The organism is Cytobacillus sp. C11.1, assembly GCF_058145115.1.
The window spans coordinates 3,584,510-3,605,034 of sequence record NZ_CM176935.1 but is presented as its reverse complement, the minus strand read 5'-3'; the positions used below and the strand labels follow the sequence as shown (position 1 = coordinate 3,605,034).

Annotated in this window: 21 protein-coding genes and 1 pseudogene; 5 read left to right on the top strand and 17 right to left on the bottom strand. The window is 41.4% G+C overall.

What is annotated here, in order from left to right; translation table 11 throughout:
* Positions 1-10 precede the first annotated feature (10 nt).
* Together AC3ZVC_RS17905 and AC3ZVC_RS17900 are read left to right on the top strand one after the other, a co-directional pair.
* A complete protein-coding gene (locus AC3ZVC_RS17905) occupies positions 11-1,495 on the top strand; it encodes an aldehyde dehydrogenase family protein (RefSeq protein WP_490064561.1) in 1,485 nt (494 codons plus the stop codon).
* 302 nt (positions 1,496-1,797) lie between these two features.
* Positions 1,798-2,397 (top strand): SCO family protein, encoded by a 600-nt coding sequence (locus AC3ZVC_RS17900; protein WP_490064560.1) that lies wholly within the window; start codon positions 1,798-1,800, stop codon positions 2,395-2,397.
* Positions 2,398-2,545: 148 nt separating this feature from the next.
* On the opposite strand, the gene AC3ZVC_RS17895 is transcribed toward AC3ZVC_RS17900, so the two are convergent.
* From AC3ZVC_RS17895 to AC3ZVC_RS17870, 6 genes and pseudogenes are all read right to left on the bottom strand, one after another.
* A complete protein-coding gene (locus tag AC3ZVC_RS17895; protein WP_285289079.1) occupies positions 2,546-2,680 on the bottom strand; it encodes a hypothetical protein in 135 nt (44 codons plus the stop codon).
* A gap of 124 nt (positions 2,681-2,804) precedes the next feature.
* Positions 2,805-3,035: a penicillin acylase family protein gene (locus AC3ZVC_RS17890; RefSeq protein WP_490064558.1), complete on the bottom strand. Its 231-nt coding sequence runs from the start codon at positions 3,033-3,035 to the stop codon at positions 2,805-2,807.
* Positions 3,019-3,469 (bottom strand): annotated as a pseudogene (locus AC3ZVC_RS17885) (penicillin acylase family protein); the annotation flags it as partial. The pseudogene AC3ZVC_RS17885 and the gene AC3ZVC_RS17890, both read right to left, overlap by 17 nt.
* Positions 3,470-3,759: 290 nt before the next feature.
* The gene (locus AC3ZVC_RS17880) at positions 3,760-3,894 is read right to left on the bottom strand and encodes a penicillin acylase family protein (RefSeq protein ID WP_490064557.1); all 135 of its coding nucleotides are present in this window, start codon (positions 3,892-3,894) and stop codon (positions 3,760-3,762) included.
* A 419-nt stretch (positions 3,895-4,313) separates the two neighbouring features.
* On the bottom strand, positions 4,314-4,697 hold the full coding sequence (locus AC3ZVC_RS17875) for a MaoC/PaaZ C-terminal domain-containing protein (RefSeq protein WP_490064556.1): 384 nt from the start codon (positions 4,695-4,697) through the stop codon (positions 4,314-4,316).
* Positions 4,690-5,142, bottom strand: a complete 453-nt coding sequence (locus AC3ZVC_RS17870; RefSeq protein ID WP_490064555.1) for an FAS1-like dehydratase domain-containing protein — start codon at positions 5,140-5,142, stop codon at positions 4,690-4,692. The genes AC3ZVC_RS17875 and AC3ZVC_RS17870 overlap by 8 nt, the downstream gene beginning before the upstream one ends.
* A 201-nt stretch (positions 5,143-5,343) precedes the next feature.
* Here AC3ZVC_RS17870 and AC3ZVC_RS17865 point away from each other — a divergent pair, with 201 nt between their 5' ends.
* The gene (locus AC3ZVC_RS17865) at positions 5,344-6,963 is read left to right on the top strand and encodes an ABC-F family ATP-binding cassette domain-containing protein (protein ID WP_490064554.1); all 1,620 of its coding nucleotides are present in this window, start codon (positions 5,344-5,346) and stop codon (positions 6,961-6,963) included.
* Between the two features lie 232 nt (positions 6,964-7,195).
* Here AC3ZVC_RS17865 and AC3ZVC_RS17860 read toward each other — a convergent pair whose 3' ends face one another.
* Entirely contained in the window at positions 7,196-7,333 is a 138-nt protein-coding gene (locus AC3ZVC_RS17860) for a YuzL family protein (RefSeq protein ID WP_490064553.1), read from the bottom strand.
* A 102-nt stretch (positions 7,334-7,435) separates the two neighbouring features.
* Here AC3ZVC_RS17860 and AC3ZVC_RS17855 point away from each other — a divergent pair, with 102 nt between their 5' ends.
* Positions 7,436-7,681 (top strand): YkuS family protein, encoded by a 246-nt coding sequence (locus AC3ZVC_RS17855; protein WP_214726654.1) that lies wholly within the window; start codon positions 7,436-7,438, stop codon positions 7,679-7,681.
* 300 nt (positions 7,682-7,981) lie between these two features.
* Here the strand turns inward: AC3ZVC_RS17855 and AC3ZVC_RS17850 are convergent, their stop codons facing one another.
* The 9 genes from AC3ZVC_RS17850 to AC3ZVC_RS17810 all read right to left on the bottom strand — a co-directional run bounded on the left by AC3ZVC_RS17850 (position 7,982) and on the right by AC3ZVC_RS17810 (position 18,966).
* Positions 7,982-9,151 (bottom strand): D-alanyl-D-alanine carboxypeptidase family protein, encoded by a 1,170-nt coding sequence (locus tag AC3ZVC_RS17850; RefSeq protein WP_490064552.1) that lies wholly within the window; start codon positions 9,149-9,151, stop codon positions 7,982-7,984.
* Between the two features lie 218 nt (positions 9,152-9,369).
* Entirely contained in the window at positions 9,370-10,329 is a 960-nt protein-coding gene (locus AC3ZVC_RS17845; protein ID WP_490064551.1) for a glycine-rich domain-containing protein, read from the bottom strand.
* Between the two features lie 112 nt (positions 10,330-10,441).
* Positions 10,442-11,632 carry a DHH family phosphoesterase gene (locus AC3ZVC_RS17840; RefSeq protein ID WP_490064550.1) on the bottom strand — a complete coding sequence of 397 codons (1,191 nt, stop codon included), beginning with the start codon at positions 11,630-11,632 and terminating at the stop codon, positions 10,442-10,444.
* 120 nt (positions 11,633-11,752) lie between these two features.
* The gene (locus AC3ZVC_RS17835; RefSeq protein WP_490064549.1) at positions 11,753-13,099 is read right to left on the bottom strand and encodes a YjiH family protein; all 1,347 of its coding nucleotides are present in this window, start codon (positions 13,097-13,099) and stop codon (positions 11,753-11,755) included.
* Positions 13,100-13,147: 48 nt separating this feature from the next.
* Positions 13,148-14,125: an agmatinase family protein gene (locus tag AC3ZVC_RS17830; RefSeq protein ID WP_490064548.1), complete on the bottom strand. Its 978-nt coding sequence runs from the start codon at positions 14,123-14,125 to the stop codon at positions 13,148-13,150.
* On the bottom strand, positions 14,110-15,396 hold the full coding sequence (hutI, locus tag AC3ZVC_RS17825) for an imidazolonepropionase (protein ID WP_490064547.1): 1,287 nt from the start codon (positions 15,394-15,396) through the stop codon (positions 14,110-14,112). Before hutI ends, AC3ZVC_RS17830 begins: the two co-directional genes overlap by 16 nt.
* A 251-nt stretch (positions 15,397-15,647) precedes the next feature.
* Entirely contained in the window at positions 15,648-17,309 is a 1,662-nt protein-coding gene (hutU, locus tag AC3ZVC_RS17820) for a urocanate hydratase (protein WP_490064546.1), read from the bottom strand.
* Positions 17,310-17,481: 172 nt separating this feature from the next.
* Positions 17,482-18,222, bottom strand: a complete 741-nt coding sequence (locus AC3ZVC_RS17815) for a helix-turn-helix domain-containing protein (RefSeq protein ID WP_490064545.1) — start codon at positions 18,220-18,222, stop codon at positions 17,482-17,484.
* 48 nt (positions 18,223-18,270) lie between these two features.
* Complete coding sequence (locus AC3ZVC_RS17810; RefSeq protein WP_490064544.1) at positions 18,271-18,966, bottom strand: response regulator; 696 nt, start codon at positions 18,964-18,966, stop codon at positions 18,271-18,273.
* A gap of 148 nt (positions 18,967-19,114) precedes the next feature.
* On the opposite strand from AC3ZVC_RS17810, the gene AC3ZVC_RS17805 reads away from it, so the two are divergent.
* Positions 19,115-19,567 carry a cupredoxin domain-containing protein gene (locus tag AC3ZVC_RS17805; protein ID WP_490064543.1) on the top strand — a complete coding sequence of 151 codons (453 nt, stop codon included), beginning with the start codon at positions 19,115-19,117 and terminating at the stop codon, positions 19,565-19,567.
* Positions 19,568-19,610: 43 nt separating this feature from the next.
* Here AC3ZVC_RS17805 and safA read toward each other — a convergent pair whose 3' ends face one another.
* Complete coding sequence (gene safA / locus AC3ZVC_RS17800; protein WP_490064542.1) at positions 19,611-20,237, bottom strand: SafA/ExsA family spore coat assembly protein; 627 nt, start codon at positions 20,235-20,237, stop codon at positions 19,611-19,613.
* Positions 20,238-20,525 lie beyond the last annotated feature (288 nt).

Genomic DNA, 20,525 nt, shown 5'->3' with positions numbered 1-20,525 from the left:
GAGGAATTATATGAGTCAACTAACTGTAAGTTTAAAAGAAAAGGTTGAAAAATTCTTAAGTGGAAAGAAAAAATTATATATCAATGGTGAATTTGTTGAAAGCAAATCCCAGAAAACGTTCGATACGTATAATCCTGCTACAGGTGAAGTTCTTGCAACTGTTTATGAAGCCGGTGCGGAAGATATAGATTTGGCTGTTAAGGCTGCACGTAAAGCTTTTGATGAAGGCAAATGGTCAAAAATGAGCGCTTCTAAGCGGAGCCGCTTAATGTATAAGCTTGCTGATTTAATGGAAGAAAACAGTGAAGAATTGGCACAGCTTGAAACTTTGGATAATGGTAAGCCTATCCGTGAAACTTCTAATGCAGATATTCCGCTGGCTGTTGAGCACATGCGCTATTATGCTGGATGGTCTACGAAAATTGTTGGCCAAACTATTCCTGTTAGCGGCCCGTTCTTTAACTATACTCGCCATGAAGCTGTAGGTGTTGTTGGACAAATTATTCCTTGGAATTTCCCTCTTCTTATGGCGATGTGGAAGCTTGGAGCTGCCCTGGCAACTGGATGTACAGTGGTTCTAAAACCAGCAGAGCAGACACCTTTATCTGCTTTATATCTGGCTGAATTAATGGAAGAAGCCGGTTTCCCACCAGGAGTGGTAAATATCGTTCCGGGCTTTGGAGAAACAGCTGGACAGCCGCTGGTTGACCATCCATTAGTAGACAAGATTGCTTTCACTGGTTCTACTGAAGTAGGAAAACTGATCATGTCCAATGCTTCCAAGACACTTAAGCGTGTTACGCTTGAGCTAGGCGGAAAATCACCTAACATTATCCTTCCAGATGCTGATTTATCAAAAGCCATTCCAGGAGCGCTTAACGGTGTAATGTTTAACCAGGGACAGGTTTGCTGTGCAGGTTCACGCGTATTTATTCAGAAAAAGCAGTTTGATAATGTAGTAGCTGATATGGCTTCACATGCCAAGAAAATCAAGCAGGGTGCAGGGATTCATGCTGACACAGAAATTGGCCCGTTAGTTTCTGCTGAACAGCAAAACCGTGTTCTTGGCTATATTGAAAAAGGCTTAAGCGAAGGTGCGCAGCTTGTAGCGGGCGGTGACAAGCCTCAGGAGCAGGGTTACTTCGTCTCCCCTACTATCTTTGCAGATGTTCGTGATGAAATGACAATCGCAAAAGAAGAAATCTTTGGACCAGTCATTTCTGCAATGCCGTATGACGATATTGATGAGTTAATCAATCGTGCAAATAACAGTGAATATGGATTGGCAGCTGGCGTGTGGACGCGCGATGTTGCAAATGCCCACTATGTAGCCAACAAGCTTCGTGCCGGAACAGTTTGGGTGAACTGCTACAATGCGTTCGATGCAGCTTCTCCATTCGGCGGATATAAGCAGTCCGGCATCGGCCGTGAAATGGGATCCTACGCCCTTGATAACTATACAGAAGTAAAGAGTGTTTGGATTTCAATGAAGTAAATTCGATTAAATAATACAAATACAGAAAAGGAACCTTGCGGGGTTCCTTTTTCTATCCCTTCCATTCTATTTACTGTGTTAAAGTTCTTTCCAGCGGGAGGAGCATGTCAAAGAGATACCCGGAAGATGCAGCGGGAGTATCCCGGACCTCCTGCTATTTACTTTGTGCCTGCAAGGGAAAAACACACAAGTCAACAGGCTCAACCTTTTTTTATAAAATTCCCCCCTATTTAAATATGTTCACATATTATCCATAGGATTTTCGTGGGATATTATTTATCTTTATATTGGGAGGGGAAATAATGAAAAAGATTTATATTATAAGCACGCTCATTGTTATCATAGGCATTGCTGCCGGCATTTCTTTTTTTATCATACGTGACATGACCGCAAAGATTCCTGATAATATTACACTGGTAACTGCTAATGATGAGGTATATGATTTTGCCGATTCTGAAAAAAAACTGAAGCTCGTCGAATTTATTTATACGCATTGTCCTGATATCTGCCCTACAACAACACAGAGAATGAACATGCTTAAAAATGATCTTGAAAAAGAAGGCGTTTTTGGAGAGAAAGTCCAATTCGTGACCGTGACTATTGACCCCTACAGGGATACAACAGAGGTACTCAGAAAATATATGAATACCTTTGACATTGAAAATGACGGTAATTGGATTTTGCTCACAGCAGATCCGGATAACTTAAAGCAGGATCAATACGAAATCCAGGAGCTGGCTAACACGTTCCAATTTCAGTATCGCGATCCTGGAGATGGGTTTTATGTTCATAGCACCTTTGTTTATTTATTAGATGAGAATAATAAATTTATAAAGAAATTCCCTATGGGCGAAGATTTTGATAAAAAAGATGTTTTTAATAAAATAATGAAGGAAATTTAAGATGTATAAAGGTTTTATAATCTCTTAATATCTAAAAATAGGGTTATGTTAAAGTTAATGTTGAGTGAGCACCAGTCTGTTGGAGCGGAATTAACCACTTAAGTTTTAAACAAAAAAATGGCGGATGCATGATCCGCCATTTTTTTAACTAATTTGCAGAAGAAGATAAATTTTTGTTTTGGTTGATGAGTATTAAAGTTTTTGATCGTGGCTTGGAAAAGCTTACTTTAATACCGGATTGCTTTAATCGGTTAACTAAATCAACGAGCTGCTTCTTAGCCATTAATAAAACTCCTTTTTCCTGCCTGTATGGTTATATTGTACATGAAAATTATGAAAAAACTATGAACAATTAGGAACATTTTATAACTATTTTTCGACTATGTCTCAGCCTTAGCGGGGGCGTTTTATGGTGTTAAAACCAGCTTATGTTTGCTGCTCTGTTCATGGAGGCTAGTCTGATGATAGTTTCCCTCTGCCCAGTCATTCATTTGATCATGGTTCCAGCGGCTCAGCGGGTGGCCTGATTGGCCCGGCCCCACCAGGTGGAATGCTGTATACTTATTGGAAGTATCAATCACAAACCTCCACGATCTTCGATGGTTTACAGTGCCATCTTCTTTTTGGCAGCTCTCCACCAGGAATCCTCCCTTCTCTGCTATCCATTTGCTTTCCTTGCCTTCTGCTGCAATTCTCAGTAGCTCGTCCCGGTACTGGCAAAAGACCTGAGCTTTTTTTTCTGATGGGTAATTTGCCGTTAGCTTTGTAAGCGATTGTACAATCAGGTGAAGCAAACACAAAATTCTGGGCAGGAGTATGAAATAGTTCCCTCAGCCTTATTCATCTTTAGAATAGCTTCGAGTTCCTTTGATCGTTCGAGGGCTGTCCATTGCAAAGGCAGGACGGTATCCTTGCCGCTATCTGCAGCAAAATCTGAAATGTCAGGTCCATGGCGGGTAACTGTTACTTTGTAAATTATTCCTTTGCCATACTTTTATTGGTTCATCAATTACTTCTGCCTTTTCCCATTTTTCCTTAAATAGAAACTCATTTTTTTGTCAGGATTCCTTTTTCTATAGGCTCTTTTCGTATAGATTGTTGTTTTTGGCCTAAAAAGCTGGCCCGTTGATTTCCGCTCCAGTCACTTGCTTTCCGCGGGGAGGAACGGGAGTCTCCTCGGCGTTTCACGCCTGCGGGGTCTCCCGCTCCCTCTCTTCCCGCAGGACATTGAATAATCTTCCTCGAATAAGCACCGCACGATGAAAATGCGAATGCATTTTCGAGGATCAAGTGCCTTCCACTCCAATCAACTCAGTAATTAAAACTAGTTTGTAAGCAACAAACTTTGCGAAAACAGCCTTTCTATAAAAAACCCTTAACATCTGTTCCAGTATTGGGTACTTCCCATGCAATCTGTTCATTATGTCCGAGGATAATGCCCGGAATGCCGGCAAAAGTGACACCGCTAACGTTTATTTCAGGGGAATCCAGGTGCATTTAATACTAGATGGAAGGTGTGCTTAAAGATCAATGTGGATCAACTGCCACATTAGTTTCCGGAGGCTGTTTTGCTGCCGTTAAACTCTGGTGGTGTTGTAACAGATGCAAAGCTTCTTTCTATATCCAAGTTACTATTAGCTATTATGTAGGGAGCTTTTTTCGGATATCATGGAGGTGCGGGATTCCATTTTTTCTCTGATACCCATAACTTGAGCATATGGATTCAATTTTTGTTTCGCCCTCTGTCCTGGGGAGCGAGCGGGAGATATAAGCATATGAAGCGATCAAGACAACAAGCAGCGCTGCAATGAGGATAGCACCGGTCCATAGTGCATATTTTTTTCATGCTACCTTGGGCCTTAATTGGACTCCTGCATTTTCTTCCAAAGAAAACCGCCAGAAAACCGCCCTTATATTTAAATTTTGACTTGAAACTCACCTGATAGCTTCAATTCGCCTGTTTCATTTCTAACAAACATTTCTCCTGCCAATCTCTTCTCTCCTTCTTCCACTGTTTCTTTAATCACTTTGCCTTCAATTGCCAGCTTTTCGCCGGGACGGGTCATTTTACTAAAGCGAACCTTGAACATTCTTAAGTCTTTTCTTGGAAACCAAGTCCCTAATGCTTCTCCTGCCATTCCCATAATAAGCATCCCATGGGCAATTACTCCGCCTAAACCGGCTTTTTCGCCGACAGGGACAACTGTATGGATCGGGTTAAAATCACCAGATGCTCCTGCATACCTGACCAACTGGGTATGTGTTATCTCCTGTTTTTGAAGGGGTTTTAAATCAGTCATTTAACAAGCCTCCTCTTTCAATAATGGTTGATTCAGAATAGAGAACCTGTTCTCCGTTGCTGTTTTTATAAGTTATGCCTATAGTAAAGAAGCGTAAATTTCTTTTTTTAAATGCTGAAATTAATTTAGGAAAGGCAGTTACAGTATCCCCTGCATATATCTCGCCTAAGTAGCGGTACTCCTGGCCGCCGTGAAGCACTTTAAGCGGATCCAGGCCAAGAAGATCGATAAGGGTTTCAAAATCCAAACCACCCCACATTTCAATAGCTGTAGGAAATGTGGGCGGAACGGGGACATCCCTGTAGCCCATTCCTTTTGCAGATTCTACATCATAATAAATGGGGTTCTGGTCTCCAATCGCCATAACAAATTCCTTGATTTTACCCCGCTCAATTTCAAAACTGAATGGTTCAATCTTTAATTCCTCCAGCAAAAGAGATTCCACGAATTCATACACTTCCTTCCTGACTGTTTGGCAAGATTTCACTCCCTTATATATTCAATTTTTTCAAACTACTTCCTTTTAATTATCGAAAATTTTTGCTTTTTAGGTCTGGATGTAAAATAGCATGAAGAAGAATTCGCGATTAAGCGTAGGAAGTGTTATAATTTTTAGGATTATGTATTTTGGAGGAATAAAAATAATATGATAACAGTCAGTAACGTAGGTCTTCGATATGGTGATCGCAAGCTATTTGAAGATGTTAATATTAAATTCACACCCGGAAATTGCTACGGCTTGATCGGTGCAAACGGTGCGGGTAAATCAACTTTCCTAAAAATTCTTTCCGGCGAAATTGAAGCACAATCCGGGAGTGTTCACCTGGGTCCTGACGAGCGTCTTGCCGTCTTAAAGCAGAATCATTTTGAGTATGAAGAATTTGAGGTCCTAAAAGTTGTTATTATGGGCCATGCACGGCTTTATGAAGTAATGCAGGAGAAAGATGCTATTTATATGAAAGCGGATTTTACTGATGAAGATGGCATGAAGGCTGCTGAACTTGAAGGTGAATTTGCAGAATTGAACGGCTGGGAAGCAGAGTCTGAAGCAGCCATTTTGCTAAAAGGTTTAGGAATTGAAGAAGAGCTTCATACAAAGAAAATGGCAGATCTTAGCGGTTCTGAAAAAGTTAAAGTACTGCTTGCACAAGCTCTTTTCGGCAAGCCGGATGTTCTTTTGCTGGATGAGCCGACAAACCACTTGGATATTAAAGCGATCCAATGGCTTGAAGAGTTCCTGATCAATTTTGAAAATACTGTAATTGTGGTATCCCATGACCGCCATTTCTTGAACAAGGTTTGTACCCATATTGCCGATCTTGACTTTGGAAAAATCCAAATTTATGTTGGTAACTATGACTTCTGGTATGAATCCAGCCAGCTTGCCTCAAAGATGGCACAGGATGCCAATAAGAAAAAGGAAGAAAAAATCAAAGAACTGCAAAGCTTTATTGCACGTTTCAGTGCAAATGCATCCAAATCCAAACAAGCGACTTCACGTAAAAAATTGCTTGATAAGATTTCTTTGGATGACATCAAGCCTTCTTCAAGAAAATATCCATATGTCGGCTTTACTCCAGAACGTGAAATCGGCAATGATTTGCTGCGTGTTGATGGCATAAGCAAAACAATTGATGGTGTGAAGGTCCTAAATAACGTCAGCTTTATCATGAATAAGGATGATAAAATTGCGCTAGTTGGCGCAAGCGAGCTTGCTAAAACGACTCTGTTTAAGATTTTAACAGGCGAAATGGAACCGGATGAAGGAACATATAAATGGGGTGTGACAACATCTCAGTCTTACTTCCCGAAAGATAACTCCGAGTTCTTCGAAAACTCTGAGCTGAACCTTGTTGATTGGCTGCGCCAATTCTCCCCTGCTGATGACAGCGAAAGCTTCCTAAGGGGCTTCTTAGGAAGAATGCTATTCTCGGGAGAAGAAGTTTTGAAGAAAGCAAGTGTGTTATCAGGTGGAGAAAAAGTCCGCTGCATGCTTTCAAAAATGATGCTGAGCGGGGCCAATGTTTTGTTGCTTGATGAGCCTACAAACCATCTGGATTTGGAATCCATCACAGCACTGAACAATGGATTAATTAACTTTAAAGGCTCTTTAATGTTTGCTTCTCATGACCATCAGTTTATTCAAACAATCGCCAACCGCATTATTGAAATTACACCTGCTGGCATCGTGGATAAGCAAATGAGTTATGATGAGTATTTGGAAGATGCTACGATCCAAAAGCAAGTAGCGGAAATGTATAACTGATTGGAAAAAGCAGGAGGTGCAGCCTTCCTGCTTTTTTTCTTTTGGCTCTGTTAAACTTGCGTGTTGATTTCCGCTCCAGGGACTCAGCGAACGCGGGCGGTCCGGGAGCCTCCTCGGCGCATTCGCGCCTGTGGGGTCTCCCTTCGACACGCTCCTCCAGCTGGAGTCTCGTCCCTTCCACTCCAATCAACAGGGTGCCAAAATCAACAATAATCTTTAACATAGCCTTTCTTTAAAAATCCTGTTTCTTTTTTTTATGGCGTGCGGAGGAAGCGCTTCTGCTCCCTGTTTCCATATTGGTAGTCCCTTGCCCCTCTATATTTGGAGAGCTTAATCCCGCCTTAGAAGGATCCTTTTTGCGTTTACCCATTTTCAACACCTCCTTCCTTACTTTTTCGTGATTCGGGTGTTTTTATCCATGGAATAAAAATGGAACAATAAAGCCAATCTATCAACGGAGGAGGTGTTAAGAATGACGAAAAGAGTAGCTGTTGAGCAATCCTTAACAAATGTATCTGAAGCGCTTCGACAAAAGGGGTATGAAGTGGTCGATATGAAATCAGCTCATGATGCAGAAAACTGCTCATGCTGTGTAGTAAGCGGAGTAGACTCGAACGTAATGGGTATGCAGGATACTTCTACAAAAGCACCTGTAATTGAAGCAAGCGGCCTGTCCGCAGATGAAGTATGCCGCCAGGTTGAGCAAAGAATGCAATAAGGTAGGGTCAAAGACTAAAGTTTAATACTTTAGTCTTTTTTATTGCGTGTTCTCTGCACATAATCACGTTTCTCTGCGTATAAAATTTTTCTCAGCATATAGTCTATACTGCCACAACTATCACACAATTAATTTTTTAAATAATTAAGTTGATTTCCGCTTCAGGTGCTCAGCGAACCCCGGGGGGCCCGGCAGTCCTCCGCACATTCGTGTCTGCAAGAGTCTAGCGCCTTCCAATCCAATCTAAATTCAGCCAAAATCAAATATGAATTTTAACATAGTCAATAAAAAAAACGGGTATTAAACCCGTCTTCTCCTTCTAGCTCTTGCTTTAAGATTTTTCCTTAATAATAGAATAAAAACAGCAAACAAAAATACTGTTAAACCGATTTTTCCGTAGTATCCGGTTGTTGCTTTTTTTGGTTCCTCTTCCTGCTGAAGCTGGCTTGATACAACTTCATCTTCATTATCTTCAATGAGCTGAAGAGTTTGAATGACCCTTCCGTTATCATCCTCGATGATCAGCTTTCCTGTTGAAGTTACATTCTCATTGTATGAGCCTTTTGGTAAGGTAATCGGAACATTTTTTCCACCGGTCGTAAAGGTTTTTCCCTCTGCTGGGAAAACCTCTGTGCTGCTGAGAGCTGAGGATTCATAATTTTGGAATCCAAATTTAAGCAGGTTTTTTGTATCCTTATATATATCCCTCTTAAAATCTGCCTTTAATAAAATCACTGTAAGTTTTATTGATTCATTTTCAGCAGAAGTTGCGAGAGTTTGCTTAGCTTCATTTACAAAACCTGTTTTTCCGCCTGTGACTCCCTCAAAAGGCACCTCACCTTTTAGCATCCTGTGATGTGTAAAGATTGTTGTTTTCCATGACTTCCCCGACCACTTTAATTCCTTTGTTCCAAATATCTCTTTAAAGGTTTGGTTTTTAAGTGCGTAGTTTGTCAATTTGGCAAGGTCCGCTGCTGTCGTATAATGATTTTCATCATGCAGACCATGAGGATTTACAAAGTGAGTGTTTTTTAAGTGAACCTTCTCTTTAAGATAACTATTTAGATTTTCTGAATAATTATCCATATTTTGATCCATGTGTTCGGCTATCGCCCATGCTGCATCATTGCCGGAATTGATAAGCATCCCCTGCACCAGCTTTTTTAGGGGAACCTCTTCCCCTTCCTCCAGGTAAACTCTTGTCCCATCTACCTCCATCGCATCTTTGCTTATGGTCACGATTTCACTCATGTCACCGTTCTCGATTGCATAAATAGCTGTAGCAATCTTTGTTAAGCTGGCTGGAAACATCTTTTTCCCTGCATTTTTTTCATACAGAACAGTCCCTGACTCCGTATCTGAAAGGACTGCTGCTTCACTGATAATTTCAGGTTCTGCTATTTCCTCGGCATTTGCAATTGCATTTGGAAAGGAGCAAAGGAGCAGCATAGAAAGAACCAATTTTCTCATAAATACACATCCAATTCGAGCCATTAATCATGCATCTTTGATTGTACCAAAGAATCATTTCAGTGAGATATTATAAATATAAATTGTTACACAATTGAAAATTTACTGCCGGAATTTGAAAGTACTGATAATCTTAGCCAAAACTCTTACTATATTGTAACCATGTCATTAAATAATTAAGGATAAAAAAATAAGCAACCCGATATGGGTTACTTATTTTAACTGCTGCAGCCTCCCCCGCAGCTTGAACAGCTGGATCCCCCGCCGGAGTCATGTCCCCCGCCTGAATCATGATCAGTTGGACTGCTGCAAGCATAGCCCGAGCATGATACGCTGCTTGAAGCACCGTCTTTTGCCAGTTCTTTAGGAAGAAGTTCATTCATATATTCATCGAAACTGTCCGATTCATAAAAAGAGTAATAAACTGCAGGCAGAAGCAAATATGAGTATTGATAAACGGAGCCTGGTTTTGAAAACTCAAGCGGTTTATTTCCAAGCTTAATGGCATCTGCCTCTGAAATTTCACTTTTTAATTTTGTGATGAGTTCCTTCTTTATGCTTAGCCAATCGCTGCTTTCTCTAAAATACATTGCCAATAGTTCCTCTTCATTCAAGCTTCTGAAGTCCTCAAGGATTTCCTTTTTTATCGGGTTTTTTAAAAAGCCGCCCCAAATTCTCCGGCTATTATGGCTAGTTTCAAAAAGGCTTAAATACACCCAATCGAAAAAGGCTCTTTCCCCTGGAATGGGCGTGCTGTCCATATTGGGGGAATGGTGCAGATACTCTCCATAAAAATTCTGTGAAAATTGACTATAGTCACGGGTAAACATTAGCATTTCATGCCATATTTCATCCACTTTCTCACTGAACATGGGAACAGTTTTTAAAAGGCTATTTAGAATAAAATATCTTTGGAGCTCGAAAAAAGCCCAATCATATTCATGATCTTCCCACCGTGGATGATCCTTTAACACCCGGTTTTTAATATTTTCTCTATATCCGTGCGGCAGCGAATTTTCAAGCCGCTGGGTAACTGGCAGCAGGTTTTCTGCCTGGATGCCTAGATTTTCGGGAATCTGTTCATTTTTTATGAAAGAAGCTCTTTTAGATCCGGTAAAAAGGATTTTAATAAATACAGCGAAAAAAATAATGCCGAAAAAAACCAATAATAATTCCATAAGTCCTCTCCTTATAAAGTGGCTTTCTCCATTATAAATGATATTTGCATATTTTTTACAGAAAAAGTATATTTTTAGGCAAACCAAAAGAAAAACCGCCAGAAAGGCGGTTTTAATGCTTCGTTTTCATATAAAAATTCTTTAAAAAATCAACATAAATGTCATCACGAACAAGCCATGCCATATATTTTCTTTTAATGAAATTTTCGGCAGCCTGGAAATCATCATAGGGCTCCTGAATAGGCTTTCCATTCATTTCAAGTATCCATTTATTTTCGTTCTTGGCAAAAATAAAGAATTTGTCTCCCTTTTTATTTTCGTACAGAACGCCTTGCGGTGAGTTTTTATTGTTGTATCTATTCTTGTATGCGTCCTGCCTCAAGGGGTCCAAGGGAAATATATCATTGACGAACAGCTGAAAAGCTTCCTTGCCCATAGAGCATCCGGATGCTTTTGCATGTCCGCCTCCTCCGAACTGGCCGGCAATGGCTGAAACATCCACATGGTCATGAATGGTCCTGAAACTGATTTTTTTGCCGCCCAGATTTAAAATCGCAATATAATCCAAATGCGGATTGTCCTTGCCCAGTTCGTTGCCCAGCTCAGAATGGTATGATTCTGCATGAACGATTCCTGCACAGAAATCCCCGATGAAAGTTTGGATGATTTCCCGCTTTTTCCTTCTAACGTACCGTTCAATCTTTTCTTCTTCCATCTCAAGCAGCTTCTGCTCAAAGTCATCAAAATCAAAATGCTCGGCGTTTAAGATCCGTTCTGTCATTTTTTCTTCAAATTCATCGATCGATACCATGAAAAATAAATCATTTAGATTTTTAGCTTTAATATTTTCGTTTTGGTCCCACTCCCAAGTATCATACTGGCGGACAAGTTCGACGAATTCATCGAGAGCTTGAGATTGCTTTATAAGCTCGTGTTCGAGCAGATATTCATAAAGCAAGGAAGTCGCTGCTGTGAGCCTTCCATCTTCATAATTAACCTTGACTCTCCCCCAGCTGTATTCATTAAAATGCAAAGCTGTTTTATGATGGTCGATCAATCTAACCTTCCCGCCGCTCTTTGAAAGATCATCTAACCTGATTGTATTTTCCTCATTCACGGATAAATCTGTGATAAAAAGAAAGTCATCCTTCAGCTTTTTTTCATGTTCAAAAAGCCTTTCGATTTGATGGTCCAGACCCATTACGGAATTGTAGCGAATTTCCACATCTTTTCCGAATGCAATCTTGGCAACAATACCGCATCCAACCCCATCCAGGTCATTATGTGTATACAGCCTGTACAAAATGCATCACCTGCTTATCCTTAGACTCTTTAAATACTAGTTACAATATCCTTTACTAGTTTGTTTGTACAGGGAAATTCTATGCGAAAAATCCCCGCTGCTTAAGCGGGGACTATCGTTTTAAAGCAGTAAAAATGCGATTGGAGCTGCAATTAAGATCGTTAAAATCGTTCTCTCCACCCAGATGGCAAGCAGCTGTGGAATAGAGATTGGAATATCCGTTGACAAAATGCAAGGTACAAGCGCTGAGAAAAAAATGATCGCTGAAACTGAAACGACACCGATAACGAATTTAGTAACCAACGCGGCTTCCGCTGCAAGAAGGGCAGGCAAGAACATTTCCGCTATGCCAACTGCACTTGCTTTTGCAGCTAATAATGGCTCTGGAAGCTGCACGAGTGCAGTAAAAGGATAAAAGATATAACCAATCCAGTCAAAAACAGGTGTAAATTCAGCAAGTACCAATCCCAGCAAACCAACGGACATAATGGATGGCAAAATGGACATGGTCATGACAAAGCCATCTTTTAAATTAATGCTGATATTCTTCCATAGTGCCGGTGAATGCTCCGCCGTCTCCATCGCCTCTTTCCAGGCTGCTTGAAGGCGGCTTCCCGAGAAGGATTCTTTCGGCGGTTCCTGGTCATCGAAATACTTTTCGCTCATGGATCGAAGAGGCCAGATTCGGACGGTGATTGCCGTAACAATAAAGGTTACAGCCAACGTTGTCCAAAAATAGGTGTTCCAGATTTCCATTAATCCCAGTGTTTTGGCAACGACAATCATAAAGGTAGCCGATACAGTTGAAAAACCTGTCGCAATAATGGCTGCTTCCTTTATGCTATATTTTCCTTCTTTAAATACGCGATTTGTTATTAAAAGCCCAATGGAATAGCTGCCGACAAATGATGCGACTGCATCAATGGCAGACCTTCCCGGTGTCTTCCAAATCGGCTTCATGACAGGCTGCATCAATACGCCGATAAACTCAAGCAAGCCATAGCCAACAAGCAATGCCAGGAATACCGATCCAATCGGAACAAGTAAACCGACAGAGATGACAAGCTTTTCAAACAGGAATGGTCCCATGCTTGGATCAAATAGCCATGCAGGACCGAACCCGAAAACGATCATAACGGCAACAGCCAGACCGATGATTTTAAAAATGGAAAATACAGAATTCACTTTATCTTTGTTCCACGTTTTTGTATAGAAAGGATAGATTGCCCCCAGCAAAATAACAAGCAAGGCGTAATAAGGGACGATGGCAGGTAAGGCGGTCTGGATAGCTGTAACGATATGATCGAGCATGATGGAGGATTTCTCATTCATGGTGACGGGGATAAAAAACATAAAAATGCCAACTGCACTGAAAAGAAAGAACTTCACGATATTTTTTGAAGTGGAATTTGCACTGCTGACATGAGGCTGCTGAGGTGATGGATTAATCATCGTTTCTTTTTCCATTCTCTTTCCCCCTTAATTTATAGGAAGGAGCAAACCTGCTCCTTCCTATTATCTATTCATTAAAGCTGTTAAAAAGGTTAAAAATGTGTAGGTGCCGGCCTTTACAGTCGGCTGTGCCTGATGGTCCCTCGTTGGATCCAGGCAAACTATATCCATTGCAGCCGTTTTGGAAGAAAGCCCGGCATAATAGACGGCATCAAAAAGTTCATCTGTCCTCATCCCTCCTGGTGTTGAGGCTGGTACGCCAGGAGCAAAGCCAATATCGAGGACATCCATGTCGATTGTGACATATATGATGTCTACCTTTTTCTCCAACCGTGAGAGGGATTCTTTAACCGTTTCCGATATTCCTCGTTTTCTTGCTTCTTTCAGGGGAATGCAATTGACCTTGTTCTCACGGGCATATTGGATGAGAGACTGGCCGTTAAAGAAGCCATGGAGTCCAATATTGAAAACATTTTCCCCTTTTATCACACCATTCTGAATCAAGTTGCGGATGGGTGTGCCATTTGTAGGGCCATGGTCATCAAGACTGCGCAAATCCAGATGGGTATCAAATTGGATAATCCCAATCTCTTTTTCTGGTTCCAGTTCTTTTAAGCCGCTTACAAGCATTGCGGTAATCGAGTGATCCCCTCCGATGGCAATTGGAAAAGAATCAGGGTACTGCTTTCTGACATCTTTAATTGTTTGTTTTATATTGGAATGACATTGCGGGATGTCTGTAAAATGCATTTTGACATCGCCCAGATCAGCTACTTTCAGCTGCTGCAGATCTTTTTCAAAATCCAGGTTATAAGTGGAGAACCCTTTCCAGGAACGGCGGAAGGCCTCCGGAAACTCGGAAGCTCCCGAGGCGCTTATGGATGATCGGGAAAGCGGAACGCCAAAGACAACGGCATCCCAGTTTTTTTCGTTGAATTCCTTTTCACTCTGCAGCTGGCAGATCCATTCATGGACTTTAACATCTGTACCTAATTCAGTCCGCGGCCAAAAGAAACCTGGAGGATTCAGCGTTGGAAGCATAAGCTCCCTCCTTTAACGACAATCTCCCCATTTTTAATAACAGTGTCTGTATGGTTCATGCCGTAGTGGTATTGCATTTGCATATAGTTCGGGACACTCAGCAGCAGGAGATCTGCCTTCTTTCCAGCTTCTATGCTGCCAATTTCATTGGCCCGGTTGATCGCGTGCGCTGCATTGATTGTCGCCGCAGAAATCGCTTCAGCAGGAGTCAAGCCCATATGCATACAAGCTAGGTTCATCATGAATGGCATGGAACATGTTGGCGAAGAGCCTGGGTTGCAATCCGTTGAAAGGGCTACAGGAACTCCTTTATCGATCATTCTTCGGCCTCTGGCGGCTTCAGCCATTAAAAAGAAAGCTGTGCCAGGCAGCAGGACGCCGATTACTCCTTTTTCAGCCATCATCTCCATGCCTTTATCAGAAGCTCTTAGCAGGTGATCTGCAGATATGGCCCCGACTTCAGCCGCAAGCTCTGCTCCCTCATAAGGTTCAATTTCATCTGCATGGATTTTTGGTGTCAGACCAAGCTTCTTCCCGGCTTCCAGCAGCTTTCTGGACTGCTCCGGAGTGAACACGCCCCTTTCGCAGAAAATATCATTAAATTCAGCGAGCCCCTCTTCCGCCACTATTGGCAGCATCTCTTCTATAACCAAATCAATGAAGGCGTCCGGATTCTCTTTGTATTCGGCTGGAACGGCATGTGCGCCCATAAAGGTACGGACAACATCTATCGGGTGCAGAGTATCTGCCTTTTGAGCCGCACGCAGCTGTTTGTGCTCTGTATTCCAATCAAGTCCATAGCCGCTTTTGGCTTCTACCGTTGTGACTCCATGCTTAAGAAAGCGATCAAGTCGGACCAGGCACTCTTGAACCAATTCCTCTTCGGACGCTTTTCTCGTCATAGATGTAGTGGCATGGATCCCGCCTCCATTATTCATAATTTCCATATAAGTAGCACCATTCAGGCGCATATTGAATTCTTCTTCCCGGCTGCCCGCATAGACCAGATGCGTATGCGGATCGACAAGTCCTGGCAGCAGAATTTTACCAGAAGCATCAATGATTTCGGCTTCTGCCAGTCTGTTTTGGTATTTAGTTTCGAGCTCGGATGTTTTTCCTGCTTCTTTGATTAAGCCGTCCGCAATCCATACTGCTCCATCTTCAATGATGTGCAGTTCGCTCATTTTTTCTCTTGTCAAAGGCTGGTGTGAGCTTCCTTTTAGGGTAATGACCTGATTCGCATGCTTGATAAAGATAGTTTTTGGGTGCATTTTTGTTCCTCCTTAAAAAATGGAATCTCCAATCCATGCTTTTCCACGGATTGGAGCGTTCCTTTTGGAAGTTTATTAGGTTATTTTTCGGTTGGCGTAAGGTTTATTCGTAAGTTTCAGCTGTTTCTTCGCTAAATTGGCTGTTTTATTCCTGGTTTTGTTGATTTGTTCGTAAATTTTGGTTCTTATTCGTAAGTTTCACCGTTTTATTCGTATAGTTCACAATTATGTTAAATTTGGGATTGTACCTGCTATTCCATCATTGGAATGTTAACGCCTTTTTCCTTAGCCGTTTTGATTGCCAGGTCATAGCCGGCATCGACGTGGCGGACAATTCCCATTCCCGGGTCAGATGTAAGGACGCGTTCGAGGCGCTGTTCTGCTTCCTTCGTTCCATCTGCGACGATAACCATGCCGGCATGAAGAGAATACCCCATTCCTACTCCGCCGCCGTGATGGACGGATACCCAGCTTGCTCCGCCGACTGCATTGATCAGCGCATTCAGGATCGGCCAGTCTGCAACAGCATCACTGCCGTCCTTCATGCCTTCTGTTTCACGGTTAGGTGATGCAACGGAACCGGAATCAAGGTGATCACGCCCGATAACAATTGGCGCTTTCAGTTCACCTTTGGCGACCATATCATTGATGATTTTGCCGAATTTGGCCCTTTCTCCGTACCCAAGCCAGCAGATTCTTGATGGCAGCCCCTGGAATTGGATTTTTTCCTTAGCCATCTTAATCCATTTGCAAAGGTGCTCATTATCTGCAAACTCGCGCAGGATAACCTCATCTGTTTTATAAATATCTTCCGGATCGCCGGATAATGCTACCCAGCGGAAAGGTCCTTTACCTTCACAGAACAATGGGCGGATATATGCCGGTACGAATCCAGGGAAATCAAAAGCATTTTCAATGCCTTCATCTTTGGCAACCTGGCGGATATTGTTTCCATAATCGAACGTAATTGCACCTTTCTGCTGCATGTCAAGCATCGCCTGGACATGGACTGCCATGCTTGCCTTGGATTTCTTCACATATTCAGCCGCTTTTTCTTTTCGTAGAAGTGCAGCATCTTCAAGGGTGTAACCAACAGGAACATAACCATTTAATGGATCGTGGGCAGAAGTCTGGTCTGTGAGAACATCTGGGATAAAGTTCATTTCGAGCATCTTTGGCAGAATTTCAGCCGCATTTCCTAATAGTCCGATAGAAAGCGGACGGCCTTCCTGCTTTGCTTCTTTTGCCAGTGTAATAGCTTCTTCAATAGTGTGGACCTTTGTATCCAAATATTTTGTTTCAAGTCTGCGGTTGATGCGGTGCTCATCCACATCGATGGCGATGCAGACACCATCATTCATCGTTACCGCCAATGGCTGGGCGCCGCCCATTCCGCCAAGACCAGCAGTTAAAGTAATGGTTTGTTTTAAAGATCCGGAGAAGTGCTGTCTGCCAAGCTCGGCAAAAGTTTCGTAGGTTCCCTGGACAATTCCCTGGCTTCCGATGTAAATCCAGCTGCCTGCCGTCATTTGGCCATACATCATAAGCCCCTTCTTATCAAGCTCGTGGAATGTATCCCAATTTGCCCAGGCCGGTACTAAGTTTGAGTTCGCGATCAATACCTTTGGTGCATCCTTATGAGACTTGAATACAGCAACTGGTTTACCTGATTGGACAAGCAGGGTTTCATCATCTTCTAGCTCATGCAGTGTTTTGACAATAGCATCATAGCAATCCCAATTACGTGCAGCCTTGCCAATGCCGCCATATACGACAAGTTCTTCTGGAATTTCTGCCACTTCTTTATCTAAATTGTTCATTAGCATGCGCAGTGCCGCTTCCTGGATCCATCCTTTTGCATGCAGCTCGCTGCCATGATAATTCTTAATTTCTCTTTTTGTTTCCGCTTTCATATCGATCCCTCCAATATTATCTATACATAAATTGTAGAAGGAAAAATGTCAGAAAAGTATAATAATAACATTTAATTATTTATAATTTTATTAGATTTTTCATTGGTTATTCTGTTATTTTTATATAAATATTAGTGTTTTTATAATATTTTCATATAAAAAAGCCTTCCGTTTACACGGAGGCTTTCTGCATGTTTTTTCTAAATTGGTTCGGGGGCATGCCCTTTATTTTACTAAAAACTTTATTGAAATATTGCTGGTTGCTGAAGCCGCAAACAGATGCAATCTCTTTTATGCTCATTTCCGATTCAATAAGCAGCTTGGCCGATTGCCGGATTCTGGTTTCATTCAGGAGTTCCCGAAATGATTTTCCACATTTTTTTGCCAGTACGGAGCTAATATAGTTAGCATTACGAGCGGCATATTCTGCAGCTTTTTCAAGGCTGACAGTTGGATCCCAGTAATTCGTTTCAAGGAAAAATAGTATTCGGTCCGCTAAGTCCAGCTTCAGTTTTTTATCTGATCGAATCGCTTCAAAGATAAATGAAATAAAACGGATCATTTCTTTAATAATCCGGTAAATCAAGGGAGAATACAGGATAGTCTGAAATAAACGAAGATATTCTTTTTCAATATTTTCTCCTGAAAGTCTGAACGTCTTCATATGCCTGCGTATTTGGGCCAATATGCTTGTCAGTCTGATTCTGATTAGTCCTGGATCTGGGTAGGGCTCAGCCAGAATGAGAAATTCTTGATGGAACCACGCCTTTATACTTTCTATATCGGATTGGTTTAAAAAATCAATCCAGGTGCTTTGTTCGTCAGGTGTTAAAAAAGGATCGATAGAATGCCACTTGGGGAGGGAATTTCCCTCTATAACTTGATTGAATCCTGCGTAAAAGGTTAATTCCATAAGCTTTCGGTTTGCAAGATAATGACTCCTGATTGTGCTGTTTCCTTCTCAACCGGTATATATACTAATGGCAATTTGCACGGCAGATGTTTCCTGCCAGTCCCTCATAAAGCGGATACTTTCTTCTTTCCAAGCAAAGCTGGCTTGTTCGGTAACAAGAAGAACCATATCACTCAAAATAAACGAGCGGATTGGTTTTTGAAAGGAATAGCTCTTAAGAAAAGAATATAGTTTTGGAAGTTCACTTGGATTCTCTGTTTTAATGCCAATCGTAATAAAGAATTTAGCTAAAGCTGGGCTCTCCAAAAATAAATCCTGGTACTGGTACCCTTCTTCAGTTTTTACCTTTGGTTTCTGTTTAGAAAATCGCCCATCCAGCTGGGCCTGTCTGTGGATCTTTCTGGCTGACTTTAGCAGAGTATCGGCGGAGATAGGTTTCAAAATTAAATCAGCAACACCCATATCTATTGCCCTTTTTGCCTGTGAAAAGGTGGCTTCCATTGTAAGAGCTATCACATCAGGACGTATAATCTGAATGGTTTTTATAAAAGTCCCGTAACTGTTTTCATCGATCATATCAAGTTCGAGAATCATAAGACTGGGCTGGAATGATTCAATTTTCTCAATCATTTCAGTCTCATCCTCTGCTGTTTCCACCTGCCATGCAGGCATGGAGGATTTTAAGAGCCATTCAATGCCTTTTGTATCATACTCATCCCGATTGGCCACAAGTACCTTGTACATGCTGCCACATCCTTTTTTAACTCTATTATGAAATAATATTTTAAGGTATGTAAAGAAATAATCAGAAAAATTGATGGAAAATAGACAAGTTCCCCTCCCCTCCCTGCATATCTATATATGGACAACTAATTCAGGAAGGAGTTACGACATGCCTTTTCTTGTTTTGAAAAAAAGAAGCATCATTGCATTCTTCATAATTTTTATGGTCATTGCCTCGGCATCGGTCTGGTTTTATACACAATCAGATAGTTTGACAGTATTTAATCAGGCGGAGAATGAAACTGTCCGCGAGATTCATATGGTTACCGGGGAGTTTAAGTCCAAGCTGCCGGATGGGGAGGAAATTGAAGCGTATCGCTGGGATCCGGGAACCATTTTTCTTGAAAAAGATGAAAAGGTCAACCTTAAGATTCTCGGAGTGAATGGTACCGAGCACCCATACATCATAGAGGGTACTGATATAAAAGGGATTGTAAAAAAAGGCGAGGAAACGGTAGTTCCCCTTCAGTTTGACAAAGAAGGTGTATACCGCTTAGTTTGCCTTACACATCCGGATAAAGAGAACAGCGGCCCGATGATTGCTTATATAGTTGTTGACTAAAGCGGAAAATGAAAAGAAGCACCGAAATCCCGGTGCTTCTTTTTTATCGTCCTATAAACATTTGAGTCCAGTAATGACCGTAGTAGCCGCCTTGTGCATATCCAACACCAATTTCAGTGTAATTGGCAGATAAGATATTTTTGCGGTGGCCATCGCTGTTCATCCAGGCTTTGACAACTTCTTGAGGTGTTTTTTGCCCTGCGGCAATGTTTTCGCCGGCAGTTCTGTATGTAATGCCAAAGCTTTTCATCATATCAAATGGGCTTCCGTATGTAGGAGAATTATGATCGAAATATCTTTTATTAATCATATCCTGAGATTTGTATCTCGCCACTCTCGCAAGCTCCCAATTTGATTTAAGAGGCTTTAATCCGTATTTTGCTCTTTCCTGGTTTACGAGTTGAACGACCTGCTCTTCAACACTAACTGTAGCCTTAGATAAAGTAGGAATATTCACCTTTTGGCCAGGATAGATAAAATTAGGATTTGAAATCTGCTGGTTGGCATTGATGATTTCATGAACCCCCACTTGATACTTCAGGGCAATTTTCCACATGGTATCCCCTGATTGGACGGTATGTACTGTTGATGCTTTTGCATCGTAATGGAATCCAAAGACTAGTGCGACAGACAACATAAGGATGAATGAGAATTTTGATAGTGTTTTCATACTAATATTTAATCAGAATATAACAATCTATTAAACAGGTAATTGTTGCCGTTCATTCAAGGATTTTCTTTTCTCTGCTTTTTTGTTTCTCTCTTCCTTTTTAAAACCAATTCACCACATTTACATATTTGGCTGATTATACAGACTGTTTTCATTGTTAAAATGATGGAAACTTAATAATTATAAACCTATAACAGTTTGTAATTATTAATGATTTTTATAGTACAGGTTAGTTAAAAGAAGTTTATATACTCTAATAATTACCTTTATATCAATATTCACAATACA

Excerpts from the sequence above, each read along its gene's own strand:
- AC3ZVC_RS17905 (WP_490064561.1), top strand. The coding sequence starts at position 11 with ATGAGTCAACTAACTGTAAGTTTAAAAGAAAAGGTTGAAAAATTCTTA.
- AC3ZVC_RS17900 (WP_490064560.1), top strand. The coding sequence starts at position 1,798 with ATGAAAAAGATTTATATTATAAGCACGCTCATTGTTATCATAGGCATT.
- AC3ZVC_RS17895 (WP_285289079.1), bottom strand. The coding sequence starts at position 2,680 with ATGGCTAAGAAGCAGCTCGTTGATTTAGTTAACCGATTAAAGCAATCC.
- AC3ZVC_RS17880 (WP_490064557.1), bottom strand. The coding sequence starts at position 3,894 with ATGCACCTGGATTCCCCTGAAATAAACGTTAGCGGTGTCACTTTTGCC.
- AC3ZVC_RS17875 (WP_490064556.1), bottom strand. The coding sequence starts at position 4,697 with ATGACTGATTTAAAACCCCTTCAAAAACAGGAGATAACACATACCCAG.
- AC3ZVC_RS17865 (WP_490064554.1), top strand. The coding sequence starts at position 5,344 with ATGATAACAGTCAGTAACGTAGGTCTTCGATATGGTGATCGCAAGCTA.
- AC3ZVC_RS17860 (WP_490064553.1), bottom strand. The coding sequence starts at position 7,333 with ATGGGTAAACGCAAAAAGGATCCTTCTAAGGCGGGATTAAGCTCTCCA.
- AC3ZVC_RS17855 (WP_214726654.1), top strand. The coding sequence starts at position 7,436 with ATGACGAAAAGAGTAGCTGTTGAGCAATCCTTAACAAATGTATCTGAA.
- AC3ZVC_RS17850 (WP_490064552.1), bottom strand. The coding sequence starts at position 9,151 with ATGAGAAAATTGGTTCTTTCTATGCTGCTCCTTTGCTCCTTTCCAAAT.
- AC3ZVC_RS17845 (WP_490064551.1), bottom strand. The coding sequence starts at position 10,329 with ATGGAATTATTATTGGTTTTTTTCGGCATTATTTTTTTCGCTGTATTT.
- AC3ZVC_RS17835 (WP_490064549.1), bottom strand. The coding sequence starts at position 13,099 with ATGGAAAAAGAAACGATGATTAATCCATCACCTCAGCAGCCTCATGTC.
- AC3ZVC_RS17830 (WP_490064548.1), bottom strand. The coding sequence starts at position 14,125 with ATGCTTCCAACGCTGAATCCTCCAGGTTTCTTTTGGCCGCGGACTGAA.
- hutI (WP_490064547.1), bottom strand. The coding sequence starts at position 15,396 with ATGCACCCAAAAACTATCTTTATCAAGCATGCGAATCAGGTCATTACC.
- hutU (WP_490064546.1), bottom strand. The coding sequence starts at position 17,309 with ATGAAAGCGGAAACAAAAAGAGAAATTAAGAATTATCATGGCAGCGAG.
- AC3ZVC_RS17815 (WP_490064545.1), bottom strand. The coding sequence starts at position 18,222 with ATGGAATTAACCTTTTACGCAGGATTCAATCAAGTTATAGAGGGAAAT.
- AC3ZVC_RS17810 (WP_490064544.1), bottom strand. The coding sequence starts at position 18,966 with ATGTACAAGGTACTTGTGGCCAATCGGGATGAGTATGATACAAAAGGC.
- AC3ZVC_RS17805 (WP_490064543.1), top strand. The coding sequence starts at position 19,115 with ATGCCTTTTCTTGTTTTGAAAAAAAGAAGCATCATTGCATTCTTCATA.
- safA (WP_490064542.1), bottom strand. The coding sequence starts at position 20,237 with ATGAAAACACTATCAAAATTCTCATTCATCCTTATGTTGTCTGTCGCA.